Source organism: Spirillospora sp. NPDC048819 (genome assembly GCF_040650055.1).
GTDB lineage: Bacteria > Actinomycetota > Actinomycetes > Streptosporangiales > Streptosporangiaceae > Spirillospora.
Genome location: NZ_JBEZGN010000001.1, coordinates 445223 through 463008, shown reverse-complemented (window position 1 = coordinate 463008; position 17786 = coordinate 445223). Strand labels below are relative to the sequence as shown.

16 protein-coding genes are annotated in these 17786 nt (G+C 73.2%); 7 read left to right on the top strand and 9 right to left on the bottom strand.

The genetic code is table 11. The features are described 5' to 3' along the window. The first annotated feature begins 57 nt into the window (after nucleotides 1-57). From AB0C35_RS02240 to AB0C35_RS02220, 5 genes are read left to right on the top strand one after another with little or no spacing between them, the layout of a single operon-like run. Nucleotides 58-1092, top strand: coding sequence for a phosphotransferase family protein (locus tag AB0C35_RS02240; RefSeq protein WP_358449521.1), 1035 nt, complete (start codon nucleotides 58-60; stop codon nucleotides 1090-1092). Between the two features lie 28 nt (nucleotides 1093-1120). Further along, nucleotides 1121-2320 carry an acetyl-CoA C-acyltransferase gene (locus AB0C35_RS02235; RefSeq protein ID WP_358449519.1) on the top strand — a complete coding sequence of 400 codons (1200 nt, stop codon included), beginning with the start codon at nucleotides 1121-1123 and terminating at the stop codon, nucleotides 2318-2320. A 2-nt stretch (nucleotides 2321-2322) separates the two neighbouring features. Next, the gene (locus AB0C35_RS02230; RefSeq protein ID WP_358449517.1) at nucleotides 2323-2955 is read left to right on the top strand and encodes an HAD family phosphatase; all 633 of its coding nucleotides are present in this window, start codon (nucleotides 2323-2325) and stop codon (nucleotides 2953-2955) included. Nucleotides 2956-2965: 10 nt separating this feature from the next. Continuing rightward, nucleotides 2966-4306, top strand: coding sequence for an MFS transporter (locus AB0C35_RS02225; RefSeq protein WP_358449515.1), 1341 nt, complete (start codon nucleotides 2966-2968; stop codon nucleotides 4304-4306). A 14-nt stretch (nucleotides 4307-4320) separates the two neighbouring features. Further along, on the top strand, nucleotides 4321-5097 hold the full coding sequence (locus AB0C35_RS02220; RefSeq protein ID WP_358449513.1) for an enoyl-CoA hydratase-related protein: 777 nt from the start codon (nucleotides 4321-4323) through the stop codon (nucleotides 5095-5097). 67 nt (nucleotides 5098-5164) lie between these two features. On the opposite strand, the gene AB0C35_RS02215 is transcribed toward AB0C35_RS02220, so the two are convergent. From AB0C35_RS02215 to AB0C35_RS02175, 9 genes are all read right to left on the bottom strand, one after another. Further along, nucleotides 5165-6307, bottom strand: coding sequence for a flavin reductase (locus AB0C35_RS02215; protein ID WP_358449511.1), 1143 nt, complete (start codon nucleotides 6305-6307; stop codon nucleotides 5165-5167). Continuing rightward, nucleotides 6295-7791: a 4-hydroxyphenylacetate 3-hydroxylase N-terminal domain-containing protein gene (locus tag AB0C35_RS02210; protein WP_358449509.1), complete on the bottom strand. Its 1497-nt coding sequence runs from the start codon at nucleotides 7789-7791 to the stop codon at nucleotides 6295-6297. The genes AB0C35_RS02215 and AB0C35_RS02210 overlap by 13 nt, the downstream gene beginning before the upstream one ends. A 49-nt stretch (nucleotides 7792-7840) precedes the next feature. Then, nucleotides 7841-9508 (bottom strand): thiamine pyrophosphate-binding protein, encoded by a 1668-nt coding sequence (locus AB0C35_RS02205; protein WP_358449507.1) that lies wholly within the window; start codon nucleotides 9506-9508, stop codon nucleotides 7841-7843. Beyond that, complete coding sequence (locus tag AB0C35_RS02200) at nucleotides 9501-10277, bottom strand: SDR family oxidoreductase (protein WP_358449505.1); 777 nt, start codon at nucleotides 10275-10277, stop codon at nucleotides 9501-9503. Before AB0C35_RS02200 ends, AB0C35_RS02205 begins: the two co-directional genes overlap by 8 nt. Then, nucleotides 10274-11146, bottom strand: coding sequence for an alpha/beta fold hydrolase (locus AB0C35_RS02195; protein ID WP_358449503.1), 873 nt, complete (start codon nucleotides 11144-11146; stop codon nucleotides 10274-10276). Before AB0C35_RS02195 ends, AB0C35_RS02200 begins: the two co-directional genes overlap by 4 nt. Further along, a complete protein-coding gene (locus AB0C35_RS02190) occupies nucleotides 11143-11937 on the bottom strand; it encodes an aspartate dehydrogenase domain-containing protein (RefSeq protein ID WP_358449501.1) in 795 nt (264 codons plus the stop codon). Before AB0C35_RS02190 ends, AB0C35_RS02195 begins: the two co-directional genes overlap by 4 nt. Further along, nucleotides 11934-12914, bottom strand: a complete 981-nt coding sequence (locus tag AB0C35_RS02185) for a VOC family protein (protein ID WP_358449499.1) — start codon at nucleotides 12912-12914, stop codon at nucleotides 11934-11936. Before AB0C35_RS02185 ends, AB0C35_RS02190 begins: the two co-directional genes overlap by 4 nt. Nucleotides 12915-13042: 128 nt before the next feature. Next, on the bottom strand, nucleotides 13043-13579 hold the full coding sequence (locus AB0C35_RS02180; RefSeq protein ID WP_358449497.1) for a cupin domain-containing protein: 537 nt from the start codon (nucleotides 13577-13579) through the stop codon (nucleotides 13043-13045). 79 nt (nucleotides 13580-13658) lie between these two features. Further along, complete coding sequence (locus AB0C35_RS02175) at nucleotides 13659-15134, bottom strand: aldehyde dehydrogenase (protein ID WP_358449495.1); 1476 nt, start codon at nucleotides 15132-15134, stop codon at nucleotides 13659-13661. 161 nt (nucleotides 15135-15295) lie between these two features. Here AB0C35_RS02175 and AB0C35_RS02170 point away from each other — a divergent pair, with 161 nt between their 5' ends. Together AB0C35_RS02170 and AB0C35_RS02165 are read left to right on the top strand one after the other, a co-directional pair. Further along, on the top strand, nucleotides 15296-15904 hold the full coding sequence (locus AB0C35_RS02170; RefSeq protein WP_358449494.1) for a MarR family transcriptional regulator: 609 nt from the start codon (nucleotides 15296-15298) through the stop codon (nucleotides 15902-15904). Nucleotides 15905-16374: 470 nt separating this feature from the next. Then, complete coding sequence (locus AB0C35_RS02165; protein ID WP_358449492.1) at nucleotides 16375-17658, top strand: M24 family metallopeptidase; 1284 nt, start codon at nucleotides 16375-16377, stop codon at nucleotides 17656-17658. Nucleotides 17659-17786 lie beyond the last annotated feature (128 nt).

Sequence of the window (17786 nt, the reverse complement as noted above, 5' to 3'; positions counted from 1 at the left end):
GTTCGAAAGGGACGGACGCACTGCCCTCATGACGGGCGGATCCCGGGGCGGCGGCCGATGGGTGACGTGACCTTCCTCGGAGCCGACCCCGTCGAACTGGCGGCGTGGATGGCCTCGCTCGGCATCGAGTTCTCCGGGCCGCTGCGGCTGCGGCGGCTCGGGATCGGCCAGTCGAACCTGACCTTCCACGTCGGCGACCGGGACGGACGGTCCTGGGTGCTGCGCCGTCCGCCGCTCGGCCGGCTGCTCGCCTCGGCTCACGACGTGGCGCGCGAGGCGCGGATCCTGTCGGCGCTGGAGCGCACCCCGGTGCCCGCTCCCCGCGTGCACGGGGTGCGGACCGGCGGGGACGCGCCGCTGGTGCTGATGGAGTTCGTCGACGGGCTGGTCATCGACCGTCCGATCGTCGCCGAGAGCCTCCCGCCGGACCGGCGCCGTGCCGTCGGGCTGGCCATGGCCGGGACCCTCGCGAAGATCCACGCCGTCGACCTGGACGAGACGGGCCTGACGGACCTCGCCCGCCACGGCTCCTACGCGGAACGCCAGCTCAACCGCTGGTTCGTCCAATGGGAGAAGTCCAGGACCCGGGACCTCCCCGCGCTGGTGGACCTGACCGAACGACTCCTCGCGGCCGTGCCCGTCCAGCGGGAGACGACGCTCGTCCACGGCGACTTCCACCTGGGCAACGTGATCGCCTCCCCCGACGACGGCCGGATCTTCGCGGTCCTCGACTGGGAACTGTGCACGCTCGGCGACCCCCTGGCCGACCTCGGGAGCCTGCTGGCGTACTGGCCGGAGTCGGCGGGCGCCCTGGGCGTCGAGCGTTCCGCGACCGCCCTGCCCGGCTTTCCCACCCAGGCGGAGATGGCCGCCGCCTACCTCGAGGCGACCGGCCGGGACCCCGGCCCGCTGCCCTTCTGGCACGCGCTGGCGCTCTGGAAGCTCGCGGTCATCGCCGAGGGCGTCCTGCGCCGGGCCCTGGACGACCCGCGCAACCGGGCCGCCGCCGGCGTCCCGACCGTCCGGCAGATCGACGCGCTGGTGGCCGAGGCCACCGCCATCGCCGACGCGGCCGGCGTCCCGACCAGCTGACCGACCCCCGAACGAGAAGGAAACCCCCATGAAGCAAGCGGTGATCGTGTCGACCGCCCGCACCCCGATCGGCCGGGCCTACCGGGGCGCGTTCAACGACACCCAGGCGCAGCACCTCGCCGCCCACGCGATCTCGCACGCGGTCGACCGGGCGGGTGTCGACGGCGGCGAGATCGAGGACCTCGTCCTCGGCTGCGCGCTGCAGCAGGGCAGCTCCGGCGGCAACATCGCACGCCAGGCAGCCATCCGCGCCGGGCTGCCGGAGACGGTGCCCGGCATGACGATCGACCGGCAGTGCTCGTCCGGCCTGATGGCGATCGCGACCGCGGCCAAGCAGATCACGCAGGACGGAATGCGGGTGGCGGTGGCGGGCGGCGTCGAGTCGATCTCCCTGGTGCAGAACGACCACCTCAACATGCACCGCGCCGCCGACCCCTGGCTGATGGCGCACAAACCGTCGATCTACATGCCGATGCTGGAGACCGCCGAGATCGTCGCCGAACGCTACGGCGTCGACCGCGACCGCCAGGACGAGTTCGCCCTCCTCTCGCAGCACCGCACGGCCGAGGCGCAGAACGCCGGACGGTTCGACGACGAGATCGTCCCGCTCGCCACCGTCCGCAAGGTCGTCGACAAGGAGACGGGCGAGGAGCACGAAGAGGAGGTGATCCTCTCCCGGGACGAGGGGAACCGCCCGTCCACCACCCGGGAAGGGCTGGCGGGGTTGCGGACGGTACTGCAGGACGGCCGGGTCACCGCGCACGCGACCGTCACGGCGGGCAACTCCTCCCAGCTGTCCGACGGCGCGTCCGCCTCGGTGCTCATGGAGGCGGGCGCGGCCGAACGCCGCGGACTCGAACCGCTCGGCGTCTACCGGGGCATCGCCGTCGCGGGATGCGAACCGGACGAGATGGGCATCGGACCCGTCCTCGCCGTCCCCCGGCTCCTCAAGGAGCACGGGCTGACCGTCGACGACATCGGCCTCTGGGAACTGAACGAGGCGTTCGCCTCCCAGGCCGTCCACTGCCGGGACGAACTGGGCATCGACCCCGAAATCTGCAACGTCGACGGCGGCGGCATCTCCGTCGGCCACCCGTACGGGATGACCGGCGCGCGGCTGGTCTCCCACGCGCTGATCGAAGGCCGGCGCCGCGGCGTCCGGCACGTCGTGATCACCATGTGCGTCGGCGGCGGCATGGGCGCGGCCGGCCTGTTCGAGGTGGTGTGACCGTGCCCGCAGACCCTCCGCGTGCGGTGCTCACCGACTTCGGCGGCGTCCTGACCAGCGACGTCTTCATGGCGTTCCGCTCCGCGTCCACCCTGCTGTGCGGCGACCCGCTGCTCGTCGAGCGGCTGCTGCGCACGGACGACGCGTCAGGGGAACTCCTCGTCGAGCACGAGTGCGGGCGGCTTTCGGAGGCCGAGTTCGAGAAGGGCTTCGCGGCGCGGCTGCGCGCGCACGGCGTTCCGGACGTCCCGCGCGGGCTCGTCGCCCAGATCCAGACCGGCCTCCACCTCGACGAGACGATGCTCCAAGCCCTGCGCCGCGTGCGCGAGCACGGAGTCCCGGTCGCGATCGTCTCCAACGCCCTCGGCGACGACTGCTACCGCGACGTCGACCTCGCCGACCTCGCCGACGCCGCCGTCATCTCGAGCGAGGTCGGCACCCGCAAACCCGGCCGCCGCATCTACGCGATCGCGTGCGAGCGGCTCGGCGTCGCCCCCCGCGACTGCGTGATGGTCGACGACCTCGAACAGAACCTCCGCGGCGCCGCGCGCCTGCGGATAGGCGGAATCCTGCACCGCGATCCCGCCGCGACCGTCCACCGCCTCGAGACCCTCCTCGGGCTGAAACTGCAGTAGGGAGCAGCGCATGAGACCCCACCGACGCGGGCAGGGCAGACTGCTGTCCGCGGGGCTGATCGGCAGCTCGATCGAGTGGTACGACTTCTTCCTCTACGGGACGGCCGCCGCCCTGGTCTTCCCCGAGGTGTTCTTCCCCGACTCGTCCGCGGCCACGGGCATCCTGCTGTCGTTCAGCACGTTCTGGGCCGGGTTCGTCGCCCGGCCGGTCGGCGGCGTGATCGCCGGCCACTTCGGCGACCGGCACGGCCGCAAGATGATCGTGGTCGCGTCCCTGGTGATGATGGGACTCGGCACCTTTCTGATCGGCTGCCTGCCCGGCGCCGGAACGATCGGCGTTCTCGCCCCGATCCTGCTGGTCGTCCTCCGCTTCGTCCAAGGGCTCGCCTGCGGTGCGCAGTGGGGCGGCGTCGTCCTGCTGCTCACCGAGTCCGCGTCCCCCGAACGCAAGGGGCTCGCCGGAACCTTCGGCCAGATGGGCGTCTCCTTCGGCGTCTTCCTCGGCAGCACCGCCTTCCTGGTCGCGTCGCGAGTCACGTCCGAGCAGGCGTTCATCGACTGGGGGTGGCGCGTCCCGTTCCTCGTCAGTGCCCTGATGTTCCCCGTCGCGCTCTACATCCAGAGCAAGATCGAGGACACGCCGGAGTTCCGCGCGCTGGCCGCCGAGTCCGTCGGCCGGCACCGGCGGGTCGTCAAGGCCCCGGTGAAGGAGGCGATCAGGGGACACTGGCGCACGATCCTGCTCGCCTCCGGCCTGCTGGCGGGCACCAACGCCCTCTTCTACGTCAGTCTCGCCGGCGTGGTCGGCTATGCGACCACCGAACTGGACGTGAGCCGCGACGCCGTCCTGTCCGTCTCGATGCCGATCACGCTCCTGGGCGCCGTCCTGGTGCTGTGGTCCGGCTGGATCTCCGACCGCATCGGGCGCCGGCCGATGATCCTCGCTGGCGCCGCACTGATCGCGATCTGGGCGTTCCCGTACTTCTGGCTCGTCGACACCGGCTCCATCGCGCTCATCGCCGCCGCCATCGCCGTCGGCGGGATCGGCCAGTCGCTGACCTACGGCCCCCTCGCCGCCTACATCGGGGAGCTGTTCGAACCGAACGTCCGCCTCTCCGGCGCGTCCCTGGCCTACCAGTTCGCGTCGATCACCGTGAGCGGCGGCACCCCGTTCCTCATGGCCGCCATCCTCAAGGAGACCGGATCCACGTTCCTGGTCTCGACGTTCCTCGCCTGCACCGGACTGATCACCCTCGCCTGCGCGTGGGTGCTGCCGGAGACGAACCCCGCGGCCGTCCGCGCCGACACCGACACCGGCCTGAGCCGGAGCCTCGGCGCACGGACCTCCTGACGAAAGGCACCACCATGACCCTCGTCCTGGCCGAGCACCGCGGCCCCGTGCTCGTGCTCACCCTGAACCGCCCCGACCGCCTCAACGCCTGGAACGACGACCTCGAGAACGCGTACTTCGCCCTCCTCGACGAGGCCGAGGACGACCCCGGCGTCCGCGCCATCGTCGTCACCGGCGCAGGCCGGGGATTCTGCGCCGGCGCCGACATGAGCGACCTGGAGGAGGCGAGCACCACCGGCGACCTGCGGCCCCGCACCCCGTCCCGGCCCAGGACGTTCCCGCTGACCGTCCGCAAACCGCTGATCGCCGCGATCAACGGCGCCGCCGCGGGACTCGGCCTGGTCGAGGCGCTCTACTGCGACATCCGGTTCGCCGCCCCGGCCGCCAAGCTGATCACCGCGTTCGCGCGACGCGGGCTGATCGCCGAGTACGGGATCTCCTGGCTGCTGCCCCGTCTGATCGGCCCCAGCCGCGCACTGGATCTGCTGCTGTCGGGCCGTGTCGTCGAGGGGCACGAGGCCCGCGACCTCGGCTTGGTCGACTTCGTCGCCGAACCGGTCCTGGACGCCGCCGTGGAATATGCGACCGAACTGGCCGCCCACTGCTCACCGGCCTCGATGCGGGTCATCAAGGAGCAGGTCCACCAGGACCTGGACCGCACCTTCGAAGCCGCCGTCGCCGTCGCCGACCGGCTGATGCTCGACTCCTTCCGCCGCCCCGACGCGGCCGAAGGCGTGAAGAGCCACCTGGAGGGCCGGCCGCCTGCCTTCCCACCACTCGACCCCAGGTAGGAAGGATGCCGACCATCGCCGAGGCCGTCTGGGTGCACACCCCTGGCCGCGGCCGCCTGTCATCGCTTCAGAGGCGGCCGCCGGCGTGGTGGATGCCTTCGCGCTGGGACTGCTTGGTGTGTGCGTTGTGGACGGTCAGCAGACGGGCCACCTCGGCGGCGTCGCCCGCCGCGAAGGCGTCGATGATCTGGTAGTGGTCCGCCAGGGCGTGGACACCGGGGGCGTTGCGGCCACGGAGCGCGGCGGCCATGAAGCCGGATGTGTTGAGTTTGCGGTAGATGTCAGTGAGCGTCGGGTTGCCGGCCAGGCCGATGAGGTACTCGTGGAACTCCTCGATCGCGGCGAGGTAGCCGTTGACGTCGGCGATCCGGCCGCCCTCGACGTACGACTCGGCGGAACGCGCGATCTCCCGCCACCGCCGGACGATGGCCGCGTCGAGGCGGCCGGGCAGGGCGGCCGCGACGCCGAGCTCGATCGCCAGGCGCCCGTCGAAGGCCTCGTCGGAGGCGCGGGCGTCCAGCGGGACGAGTACGTAGCCGCGTTCGGGATCCCGGCCGACGAGGCCCTCGCCGATCAGCCGGGTCATCGCGTAGTAGACGGCCGACGGCGGGGTGTGCAGGCGGCGGGCGAGGTCGTCGACGTCGAGGGCGCCGTCGAGTGGCAGGGCGCGGTTGACCACCAGCTCTCGCAGCCGCTCGTACGCGGTGATGTCCTGGGCGAGTTCGAAGCGGCCGAACCGGCCGCGGAAGTAGGCCAGCGGGACGCCCTCGCGGGCCCGGGCTCCGACGACCCGGGCCAGGAAGACGCGGTGCGTGCCGCCGACCACGTCCTCGATCACCTCGCACTCCAGGGCGGCCAGCGCGTCGGCCAGTACCGGGACGTCGCGGACGCCCCGCCGGCAGGCCACGCCGGAGAACTTGTCGGCGCGCGGCCCCGCGAACTGGGCGGCCAGGTGGCCCTGGTCCTCGTCGAGCACGTTGACGGCGAACGCGCCGGAGCGGTGGACGGCCGTGTGCGTGGGCGCCTTGGTGTGCGCGCAGATCAGCAGCATCGGCGGGTCGAGCGACAGGGACGAGACGGCGCTGGCCGTCATGCCGTGGTCGACGCCGCCGTCCCTGGTGGTGATCACTGCGACGCCGCTCATGAAATGGCCGATGACGTGGCGGTAGAGGGCCTGGTCGAGCGGCTCGGCCTCGGTCAGGCGATCCACGGCCCGCGGCTCCATCCGTTGAGGTCGTAGTCGGCGAGGCACTCGCCGGCGAAGGCGTCCAGCTCGTCGGCGAGGCCGCCGCGCCGGGCCGCGTTGAGCGCGTCGATCCGGACCTGGTCGGCGTTGCCGGAGTAGACCCGCTCGTACAGTTCGTGGCGGCCGCCGAACTCGGTGCCGATCGCGTCCCACACCAGCTTGAACAGCTTGATCCGCTGTTCGGCCGACGAGTCCGAGCCCCGGTAGAACTTGTCGATCAGCGGCCGGAGGTCCGGGTTGCGCAGGTCGGCGCTGCTGGAGGGGACGACCAGCGGCGCGCCCCCGAGGTTCGACTCGAACAGCTCGTGGATCCGGTCCCACGCCTGCGAGGTGAACATCCGCAGCGCCCCGGCGTGCTCGATGTTCGGCAGGACGGTGTCGCCGGGCCCCTTCACGGGGTCCATCGCCATGACGGTCGTCAGCGCCCAGGCGGTGTTGCGCAGCGTGATGACCTCGCCGACGGCCGCCTGCACCCCGCGGAAGCCGTCGGTGCCGTTCGCGCGTGACGCGCGCGCCAGGAGGCCCGCCATGAGGTCGAGCTTGACCGCGAAACGGGTTCCCGCCTGAAGGTGGGAGCGGTTGACGAAGCCGGAGCGCGGGAAGAAGGCGTTGGCCTTGTCGACGTCCCGGTAGATGAGCACGTTCTCCCACGGGATCAGCGCGTCCTCGAAGACCAGAACCGCGTCGTTCTCGTCGAACCGAGAGGACAGCGGGTGGTCGTAGGGGCTCGTGGCGCGGGCCTCGTAGGACGTGCGGCTGAGCAGCGTGCAGCCGGGGGTGTCCATCGGGGCGATGAACGCCAGTGCGAAGTCCTCGGCCTTGCCGGCCTCCAGGCTGACCGCGCTGTTCTGGGCGACGAACGTGGCGTGCGTGAGGGCGGAGCCGGTGGCCAGCATCTTGGCGCCGCTCACCACGATTCCCCGGTCGTTGTCCCGGACGACGTGCACGTACACGTCGCCGACCTCGTGGACGGGCCTGCTCCGGTCCACCGGGGGGTTCACCAGCACGTGGTTGAGGAACAGCCCGAGCGACGCGTAGCGGCGGTACCAGGCGCGGGCGTTCTCCGCGTAGGGGTCGTACAGTTCCGGGTGGCTGGACAGGCTCGCCATGAACGCGGCCTTGTAGTCCGGTGTCCGGCCCATGAAGCCGTACGTCAGACGCGACCAGGCGGCGATCGCGTCGCGTGCCGCCAGCAACTCGCCTGCGGTGCGGGACGGCGCGAAGAACCGGTGCGTCCTGATGCCCTGGTCGTCGACGAAGGTGAGGACGTCCCGCAGCGCGGGGTCGTGCAGCGCGTCGTACAACCGGGCCACCGAGCGTGCGCTGTTGCGGAACGCGGGATGCTCGGTGACGTCCTTGACCTTCTCTCCGTCGATGTAGACGGAGCGGCCGTCCCGCAGGCTCTCCAGGTAGCTCTCCGCGTCCAAGAGTTCGTCGGTCTCTGTCATGGGGTCCTCCATGGTCGGGTCGGCGGCAGCCGACGGTTCGGGTTGGCGGTCAGCGGCCGGGCGCGGTGACCGGAGGGGTGAACGGGACGGGGGCCGGTCCGATCGCCCGCACGTCGACCTCGACGACGGCGGGTCCGCCTCCGGCGAGGCTCTCGTCCAACGCGGCCGGGAACTCCGCGGCGCGGGTGACCCGCCGGAACGGCAGGTCGTAGGCGGCGGCCAGCGCGGCGAAGTCCGGGGCGACCAGGTCGACGCCGGATCGGGGGGCGCCGCCGGCGTCCTGCATGTTGCGCAGCACGCCGTAGCCGCCGTCGTTGAACACCACGAGCACCGCCCATGGCCGCTCCTGGGCGAGCGTCCCGAGTTCTCCCAGGTGGACGGCCAGTCCGCCGTCCCCGGCGATGATCAGCGCGGGGACGTCCGGCGTCGCGAGCGCGGCGCCGATGCCCATCGCGAGCCCCTGGCCGATCCCGCCGCCCAGCGGGAAGACGTTCGTCGCGGGGTCGTAGATCTCCAGCAGCCGGTTGCCCCACTGGCTGGACGGGATGGTCACGTCGCGGGCGACGACGGACCGGCGGTCGAGCCGCGCCCGGATGGCGTCGCAGATCACGGCGTACGGGCCGATCGCGGCGCGCAGCCCGGCGCGGGCGCGCCGCCGGGCGTCGATCCCCGCGTCCCGCCATCCGGAGTCCGCTGCGGCCTCGCCGGTCCGGTCCAGGGAGTCCAGGAGTGCGGCGAGGACCTCGGCCGCGTCGCCGGCCACGCCGGCCGTGGCCGGGAACACCCGGCCGATCGCTCGCCCGTCCACGTCGATCTGCACGTGCCGGGACGGCACCGGGATCGTGTGGTCGGCCGTCTCGTTGGAGCGGAAGTGGGTGCCGACGCTGAGCAGCAGGTCGGCTCGGCCGAGCAACTCCCGGCCGGCCGGTCCCGCCGCGAAGTTGCCCACCACCTGCGGATGGTCCTCGGGGATCGTTCCGCGGCCCGCGTTGCTGGTCAGCACCGGGGCGCCGAGCCGCTCGGCGAGCGCCCGCAGTTCGGTGCGCGCTCCGCGGGCTCCTCCGCCCGCCCAGATCACCGGGCGGCGCGCCGCCGCGAGCAGGTGCGCCGCGGCGGCCACCTGCCCGGGGTCGGCGGGTGGCGGCGGCACGGGCGGGCAGACCGGCCCGTCGAGGGGGTGGGCGGCGTACTGCAGGTCGATCGGCCATTCGACGCTGGCCGGGCCGCAGGGCACGGACAGGGCACGGGCCGCGGCGTGCCTGAGAATCGCCCCGGCGTCGGCGCCGGGCAGCACGGTGGCCGCGTGCTTCGACACCGCGCGGAGCATTCCGGCCTGATCCCTGGTCTCGTGGATCACGCCGCGGCCGAGACCGAGGTGCCGCGAGTCGATCTGCCCGGTCACATGGAGGACGGCCGCGCCGCCCGACTGCGCCTCGATGAGCGATCCGGCGGCGTTGCCCGCCCCGGTCCCGGTGCTGGTCAGCGCGACGCCGAGGCCGCCGCCCGCCCTGGCGTGGGCGTCGGCCGCGTTCACCGCCGCGGCCTCGTGCCGGACCGGCACGAACCGCAACTCCCGGTCGACGGCCTCCACCAGCGGCATGTTGTGCACGCTCAGCACGCCGAAGACCACCTCGACGCCGTGCTCACGCAGCACGGCGACCAGCAGGTCGCCGCCGTTGGCGGGGTGGGCCCCGCCGGACGGGGAGGGCTCAGGCATAGCGGCCCACCCCGCCTCCGATGTCGAGGGTGGCGCCGGTCGTGTAGCCGGCCCGTGGAGACAGGAGCGTCACGATCGGGAAGGCGACCTCGTCGGCCGTGCCGAGGCGGCCCAGCGGGACCCCGCGGTCGGCGGCCAGCTCGGCGCTCCACCGCTCGTACCCGATCCCGCCGCCGGACTCCTCGTATCTGCGCCGCCACTGACCGGTGTCGATGAGGCCCAGGCACACCGAGTTGACCCGCACGCCGTCCGGGCCCAACTCGGACGCCAGCGTGCGGGTGAGGTTGAGCAGGGCCGCCCGCGCGGCCGAGGTGGCGGCCAGCGGCGGCTCCGGCTGCCGGGCGAGGATCGCGTTGACGTTGACGATCGCGGCGGCGTCCGAGGCGCGCAGCAGCGGCAGCGCCGCCTCGACCGTGTTGAGCACCGAGAAGACCTTGAGTTCGAACTCGCCGCTCCACTGCGTCCGGGTCGTGCGGTCCCAGGCCGCCATCAGCGACCCGCCGGCGTTGTTGACGACGCCGTCCAGCCGGCCGAAGCGCCGCTCCGCCGCGTCCACCAGCCGCCCGACGGCCGCGGCGTCGCGCACGTCGGCGGCCGTGGTCAGCAGCCGGTCGCCGTCCGGGCCGAGCGCGCGGGCGAGCCGGGCGCCGTCCCGGGCGCAGGCGGCCACCGCGCAGCCCTCGTCCAGCAGCAGCCGCGCCGTGGCCAGCCCGATGCCCGAGCCGGCTCCGGTGACCAGGTAGACCCGGCCGCTCAGGCCAAGGTTCATGACTTCTCCTTTTCCACGGTTCCGGCGCCCCCGCCGGGTTCGTCGGCTGCGCCCGGACCGTCCGGCCTCCGCCCGTCCAGCTCGGCGAGGAAGCCGCCCACCAGGGACGTGAAGAGTTCCGGCCGTTCCTGGTTGCACAGATGGCCGGCGCCGGGAAGGACGGCGAACCGGCTGCCCGGGATGAGCCGGTGCATCCGTTCCGACTCCTCCACCCCGGTGACCCTGTCGTGCTCGCCGACCAGCACGAGGGTGGGGACGCGCAGCCCCGGCAGGTCCGCCGTGTGGTCGGTCTCGGCCATGGCGGTCGCCGCCTCGGCGTAACCGGGCAGCCGGATCGCCCCGGCCATGACGTCCCGGACGGTTTCGGCGGCGGCGGCGGGCGCGCCGTCCGACAGCAGCCGGGGTGCCCGCAGCCGCGCGAACCGTCCCGGGCCCAGCCGCGCGAGTTCGCCGGCGCGGGCGCGCATCGCGGCGGCGCCTTCGGGGGTACGGCCGGAGCCGCGGGTGGACCCGGCCAGGACGAGGGAACGCACCGCGTCCGGGCGGCGCAGCGCCAGCCGGGTGGCGATCACGCCGCCCCACGACACGCCCACGACGTGCGCGGGGACCATGTCCAGGGCGGTCAGCAGCGCCGCCGCCGCCTCCGCGAAGTCGTCCATCCCGTACGGCGGCACCGGGTCGGACGACCGCGCGTATCCCGGCGCGTCCCACGCGGCCACGCGATGCCGCCGGGCCAGGACGGGAAGCTGCGCCGCGAACGAGGCCGCCGCCGATCCGATCCCGTGGAGCAGCAGTACCGGCGAACCGCGCTCGCCGGCCACGTCGGCGCACATCCGCACTGCCGCGTCGACCGTCCGGGCGGCGCTCACGCGAACCGTCCCGTGGCACCGGCCAGGACCTCGACCGCGCGGAGCACCGCGTGCGGCACGACCCCGCTCGTCCGGGGATTGTCCGGGGACGGGCGGTTGGCCACCTCGAAGCGGTACCGGCCGGCGGGGCCGCGCGCCTCGATCTCGTGGCGGCTCACCGATGCCGCGGGGTCGGCGACGACCACGGCCTCCACCACGTCCCAGTCGCCGACGGCCAGCGCCACCGACGCGGCGACGTTGCTGGTGGCCGGGAACGCCCGGGTGACCTCCCGCGCGAAGCCGCGCATCACCTCGACCGGGGCGGCCGCCGCGCGAAGCCGCGCCACCTGGTCTTCGTCCATCCACGGCCGCAGCAGCGCGTCCGGGGCCTTGGTCGTACGGATCGTGACGCGGTCGAACGCCTCGGCGCGCGCGGCGGCGGCCAGTACGTCGAGCCCGCCGATCGCGCCCGCGCAGAGCCGGAGCCGTCCGGGGCCGGCCAGCAGGTCGCGGTGCAGCGCGGCGTCGGCCAGCGCCCCGGTGGACACGGCCAGCAGATCCCGCCCGGCGGCGACGACGGCCCGGCCCGCAGTGCGCAACGCGTCCTGGCCGGCGCACTCCACGACCAGGTCGGCCCGGTCGATGGCTTGGTCCAGGGACGCTGCGGGCAGCGGCGGGGGCGGCGGGCAGGGGTCGACGACCGCCGCCAGCCCCGCCCCGGGAACCTGCCCGGTGTGCAGGGCGTACGCCACGACCGAGCCGATCGCGCCGTGCCCGAGCACGGCCACGGCGAGTTCCCCGCGGCCGCTCACGGCGTCGTCCCCTCGGAAGGGGCCTCGCCGGGCGGAGGTGTCCCCGCGCGGTGGACGGCCGCATGACCTGGATCTGGGACGCCCGCCATGCGGACCCGCACGTCCCGCGACGGCGGGCCGGCGGTGCCCCACAGGTCGGACAACTCGGGGGTGCGCCGCCAGGTGCGGCACAGCCACGTGTCCTCCTCGACCTGCTCGACTTCGGAGGTGTACTCGCACACCAGGCCGGCCGGGTCCGCGAAGTAGGAGAAGGTGTTGTTCCCCGGGCCGTGCCGCCCCGGTCCCCACAGCGGCGTCAGGCCGTGGTGCCGGAGCCGGCCGATACCGCGCATGAAGTGGTCGATCGACGTCATCTCGTAGGCCACGTGGTTGATCGATGTCCATTCGGCCTGGTTGAAGGCGATGACGTGGTGGTCGGTGTTGCAGCGCAGGAACGCCATCTGGTGCTCCGACCAGTCGGAGATCCGCATCCCCAGCACGCGGGTGTAGAAGTCGCAGGCGGCGTCGATGTCCACGGTGTTGAGGACCACGTGGGCGAGCTTGCGCGGCACCGCGGGAAGGCCGCCGGGGTCCCCGGGAGCGACCGCTTCGACGTCGGCGGACAGCTCGATCAGCCGGCCCTCCGGGTCGGCGAACCGCAGGCCGTATCCGCCGCCGACCTGGTCGAGCGGCCCCGGCTCGGTCACCAGCGGAACACCGTGCCCGGTCAGCCGCCGCGCGGCCTCGTCCACCTGCGGCCGCCCGGCCACCGCGAAGGCGATCTTGCCCAGCGCGTTCCGCTCGGCCTCGGCCAGCTCCAGGATGTGGTGCTGGCGGCCGGTTCCGCGGAGCCAGGCCGCCGCGCCGTCGCGCTCCACCGGGACCAGGCCCCACACTTCGCTGTAGAAGTCGGCGGACTCGGCCGCCCGCGGTGTCAGCAGCGTCACCGACCGCAGCGACCGCAGCCGGGCGACCGGCCGGTGAACGGACTCGTACATGCGGATCCCCCAGATCTCCTCTGATCGCGCCGGAATCCCGGCGTTTCGTCCCGAGCGTCCGAGCTGCGCCGGGCGACGGCGAGGCCCGGTGGCGCGGGCCGGTGGTGCGGGCCGGCGGCGCGGGCCGGTCAGTCCCGGGTGATGCCGTGCATGGCGGAGGTCGGCGGGTAGGTGGGAAGCTGCGGCTTGGCCGCGCCGATGGTCACGCAGAAGAGGGCGTCGCCGTCGCCGATGTTGCGCAGGCTGCGCGGCACGCCCGCCGGCACCCGGATCAGGTCCCGGTAGCCCAGGACGCGGCTCGCGGTCCGGGTTCCGTCGGCGGCGTCGTGCACGGTGACCTCCAGGGTGCCTTCGAGTACGAAGAAGACCTCCTCGACGTCGTGGTGGGTGTGCTCGGGACCGACCGCGCCGGACGGCAGCCGCATGTTGGAGAAGGTGAAGTGCTCGGCGGCGAGGATGCGGGCGTCGTCCTGGTGGTCGCCGGTCGCGCCGGACCCGATGTAGCGGATCTGCGCGCGCCGGAACTCCTCTCCCGCCTTGGCCTGGAAGCCGAGCGTGTCCCAGTCCTCCAGGCGGGACTCGCGGGTGGCCACGCAGGAGTCGAGAAGCCGCTGGAGGTCGGGTTCGGTCGGGGCGTCGCTCGGGGCGGCCGGTCGATCGGTCACGAGGTTTCCTTTCCCGGGGTCATTCATCGGTAAGAGACTCAAAGGTGAGTGGATGCGGGGACGACGGCGGGCCGGACGTTCAGTCGCCCCACCGCATCGGGGCCTCGTCCAGGCCCCAATAGACGCCCTTCTGCGCCATGTAGGCGCGGATGCCGTCCCGGCCCTTCTCCCGGCCCACGCCGCTCTCCTTCACCCCGCCGAACGGGGTGGCGGCGGAGAGTTGCTTGTAGGTGTTGATCCACACCGTTCCGGCCTCGATCCGGCGGGCCAGCCGCCACGCCCTGCGGTAGTCGCGGCTCCAGATGCCGCAGGCCAGGCCGTACGGCGTCGCGTCGGCCAGCGCAGGGAGCGCGTCCTCGTCCTCGTAGGGCAGCACGGCGAGCACCGGCCCGAAGATCTCCTCCCGGCAGACGCGCGAGCCGTGGTCGAGCCCGGTGATGATCGTCGGCCGGTAGAAGAAGCCGGCGTCGAGACCGGCCCCCCGCGGCCGTTCGCCGCCCGTGCGGACGCGACCGCCCTCCTCGGCGGCCAGCCGCACGTACGCCTCGACGCGCTCGCGGTGCTCGGCGGAGATCAGCGGGCCCATGTGGGTGCCCTCGTCGTCCGGATCGCCGATGACCAGCCGTTCCGCCGCCGCCACCAGCCGGTCCACCATCTCGTCGTGCATCGAGCGGTGGACGAACAGCCGGGAACCGGCCACGCACGCCTGGCCGTGCGAGGAGAAGACGCCGAACAGCACTCCCTTGACGGCGTGGTCGAGGTCGGCGTCCGGCAGCACGATCGTCGGGGACTTGCCGCCCAGTTCGAGCGACACCGGCATGAGCTTCTCGGCGGCGATCGCGCCGATCCGCCGTCCGGTGGCCGTGCCGCCGGTGAACGAGACCTTGCGGACGCCCGGATGCCGGACGAGCGCCTCGCCGGTGACCGGCCCGGCCCCCGGCAGCACACTGATCAGGCCCGGCGGCATCCCGGCGCACAGCAGGATCTCGCCGAGGCGCAGCGCCGTCAGCGGCGACCACTCCGCCGGCTTGATCAGCACCGCGTTGCCGGCGGCGAGCGCGGGGGCGGCCTTCTGGGCCTCCGAGGCGATCGGCGAGTTCCAGGGCGTGATCGCGGCGACCGGGCCGATCGGCTCGTACACGCTCATGCTCAGGTACGGGCCGCGCGGCGTGGTCAGCGTCTCGTCCAGGGTCTCCAACGCCGCGGCCACGTACCGGAACGTCCCGGCGGCGCTGGCCACGAGGGCGCGCGTCTCGGTGATCGGCTTGCCGTTGTCGCGGGTCTGGAGCCGGGCGAGCCCTTCGAGGTCGTCCTCGATGAGGGCGCCGGCCCGGTGGAGCAGGCGGGCCCGCTCGTGGGGGAGCATCCCGCGCCAGGCCGGGTCGCGCATCGCCGCGGCGCCCGCGGTGACGGCCTCGTCGACGTCCTCCGGGCTCGCCGTGGCGACCTCGGCGACGACCCGGCCGTCCACCGGGGAGATCGAGGGGAGGACGGCCCCGCGTCCGGGACGCCGGCGTCCCGCGACGATGAGGTCCTCGCGGACGACCGCGCTCATGGGCGCGCCTCCCTTGGTCGGGGCGCGATGGGATGCCATCGCGCCGAGATAGCTCAGTGCATGAAAACTTAGATCTAAGCTACTTAGGGCGTCAATACCTCGGGCTGTTATTCTTAGCGCTCGATCGTTCGCCGCATCAGAACCCGTAGACAGGCACGCGCGTGACCCGAAGAACCGGCAGCCGTTCGGCGGACAGGTCCGCCGCATCCACCCCCACGGCGGCCCAGCCGTCCGAGACCGCGGACGAGTCGCCCCCGGCCGGGCCCGGCGATGCCGAGCCCGACGAGGTCGAGCGCATCATCGCCGAGTGGCGGGCCGAGCGGCCGAGCCTCGACCCGGACAGCATCGCCGTGCTGGGCCGCATCACCCGCTGCGGACTGCTGGTCCGCAACCTGTCCAACCGGCTGTACGACGAGCACTCGATCAACCAGTCGATCTTCGACGTGCTGGCCGGCCTGCGCCGGATGGGCCCGCCCTACCGCAAGACCGCGCGCGAGCTGGCCACCTCGTCCCTGCTCACCTCGGGCGGCATGACGATGCGGCTCGACCGCATGGAGCGCGACGGCCTGGTCCGCCGCATCCGGTCCGCCGACGACCGCAGGAACGTGTTCGCCGAGCTGACCCCGGCCGGGTTCGCGCTCATCGACCGGATCATCGACGTCCACCTGGAGCGGGAGCGGGAGATGCTCGCCACCCTCAGCGACGAGGAGCAGGAGCAGCTCGCCCACCTGCTCCGCAAACTCGAACACCGCCTCCGCGACCTGGCCTGACCCCGTCGTCTCCCGCGTCGACCGCCCCGCCGCCGAGTGCACGGGCGCGCCCGCACCGGAGGAGCTGTACGCCGAGCGCGACCGGCGCATCGCCGTCGCGCCCTGTCACCGCGCGGAGGGCGACCCACGCGTCCAAGTCGGCGGCAGGGAAGATGGAAGCCGAATTCGGCGTGTCCGAAACCGCCTGTCCGACCTGGATGTTTTCCGCGGGCGCGGGCGAGAATGGCCGCGGAGCCTGTCCGGACGGGACACGGCCCCGAAATAACTCAACACAAAGCTTCTTTGCTCTAAGTCTTGCGGACTTGAGATACCGGGGTCTATTGTCTCGACAACGTCGGGACCAACTCGCAGGTCACAGGCTTGCCGCAGCCCGATCGAGCGGTACGCGCCGCACACCCGTCCGACCGGACCCGAGCCCGCCCCCGCCGGCCCTCCCGCCGGGGGTGCGCGGGACCATGAAGGGAGCATTCGTGCCGACCCAGACCCCAGCCGGGACCACCTCGCGGAGCGCCGCACCGGCCACCGCCGGCCGGCCGCACGACGAGCGGGAGTTCCGGATGCGGCGCACCCGCGCGTTCATGGACGAGCACGGCCTCGACGGCCTACTCGTCTTCGGGGCCGACCGCAGCGACCGCTACGACGCCGGGCAGTACCTCTTCCGCGACCGCCGCTACCAGCACTTCGTGGTCCCCCGGGACGGCGAGCCCGCGATGGTCGCCTTCGCCGCCCAGGTCGCGGCGCAGCACATGCTCACCCGGGAGCGGGGGCTGCAGACCTGGATCGACGACATCCGCGTCGGCCCCGCCCCCGAGCTGCTGCCCGCGATCGCCCGCGAGAAGGGGCTCGCCCGAGGCAGGCTCGGCGTGATCGGCGCGGGCTACGGGTCGCCCTTCTACCCCGGGGGATGGGTGTCCAAGCCCGTCTGGGACGCGATCAGCGAACGGCTCCCCGACGCCGAGCTGCTCGACGTCACCCGCGACTACGGGCTGGTGATGGCCCAGCGCAGCGACGAGGACGTGGAGCACCTCGCCACCGCGGCCGCGGCCGGGGACGCCGCGATCGAGGCGATGATGGCGGCGGCCCGGCCCGGCGTGGACGAGACGGAGCTGTACGCCGAGGGCGTCGCCGCGATGCTGCGCCGCGGGATGCGCGTGACCTGGATGCTCTTCCAGACCGGTCTCGACAACTACGCCTGGGGCGAGCCGACCTGGCTGACCCGTCCCGAGCCCGCCCGCGTGCTCGGCCGCCCCGACATGGTGTGGGCGGAGATCTTCCCGAACTACGCCGAGCTCAACACCCACGTCAACATGAGCTTCACGGTCGGGACCCCGCCCGCCGAGACGCTGCGCTGCGCCGAGGTGGCCCGCGCGTCGTACGAGGCCGGCTCGGCGGCGGTGCGGCCGGGCGCCTCGTTCGCCGACGTCTGCGCGGCCATGGAGGTGCCCCTCACCGAGGCCGGGATGTGGCACCTGACCCCGCAGTTCGCCTCGCTCAACCCGCTGCTGTCCGGCGGCGGATCGGGCCTCGGCATCCGCGAGCACGTCCCCTCCTTCGCCGGGACGTACCCCCACGCCGACGGGCACGCCGGGCCGTTCTTCGACTTCGAGATCAAGCCCGGGATGACCTTCTCGCTGCAGCCCGACGCCCGGATCGGCCGGCACGGCGCGCTCGTCGGCGGCGTCGTCGCGGCCACCGAGACCGGCTGCCGCGAACTCAACACCGTCTCCACCCGCGTCAACTCGGTCGAGCTCTGACGGCTCCGGGCACATCCGCGTACTCCTTGACCGCGCGTCGATCCATGCGCGCCCTCGTTCCCGACCTCACACCGCCCCCGTCCCGCCCCCGCCTTTCCCCGTCCCTCGGCCCGGTACGTCCGGGCCTC

What these genes read in the sequence shown, in the direction of transcription:
- AB0C35_RS02240 (WP_358449521.1), top strand. Translation starts at nt 58, where the DNA reads ATGGGTGACGTGACCTTCCTCGGAGCCGACCCCGTCGAACTGGCGGCG.
- AB0C35_RS02235 (WP_358449519.1), top strand. Translation starts at nt 1,121, where the DNA reads ATGAAGCAAGCGGTGATCGTGTCGACCGCCCGCACCCCGATCGGCCGG.
- AB0C35_RS02225 (WP_358449515.1), top strand. Translation starts at nt 2,966, where the DNA reads ATGAGACCCCACCGACGCGGGCAGGGCAGACTGCTGTCCGCGGGGCTG.
- AB0C35_RS02220 (WP_358449513.1), top strand. Translation starts at nt 4,321, where the DNA reads ATGACCCTCGTCCTGGCCGAGCACCGCGGCCCCGTGCTCGTGCTCACC.
- AB0C35_RS02210 (WP_358449509.1), bottom strand. Translation starts at nt 7,791, where the DNA reads ATGACAGAGACCGACGAACTCTTGGACGCGGAGAGCTACCTGGAGAGC.
- AB0C35_RS02205 (WP_358449507.1), bottom strand. Translation starts at nt 9,508, where the DNA reads ATGCCTGAGCCCTCCCCGTCCGGCGGGGCCCACCCCGCCAACGGCGGC.
- AB0C35_RS02200 (WP_358449505.1), bottom strand. Translation starts at nt 10,277, where the DNA reads ATGAACCTTGGCCTGAGCGGCCGGGTCTACCTGGTCACCGGAGCCGGC.
- AB0C35_RS02185 (WP_358449499.1), bottom strand. Translation starts at nt 12,914, where the DNA reads ATGTACGAGTCCGTTCACCGGCCGGTCGCCCGGCTGCGGTCGCTGCGG.
- AB0C35_RS02175 (WP_358449495.1), bottom strand. Translation starts at nt 15,134, where the DNA reads ATGAGCGCGGTCGTCCGCGAGGACCTCATCGTCGCGGGACGCCGGCGT.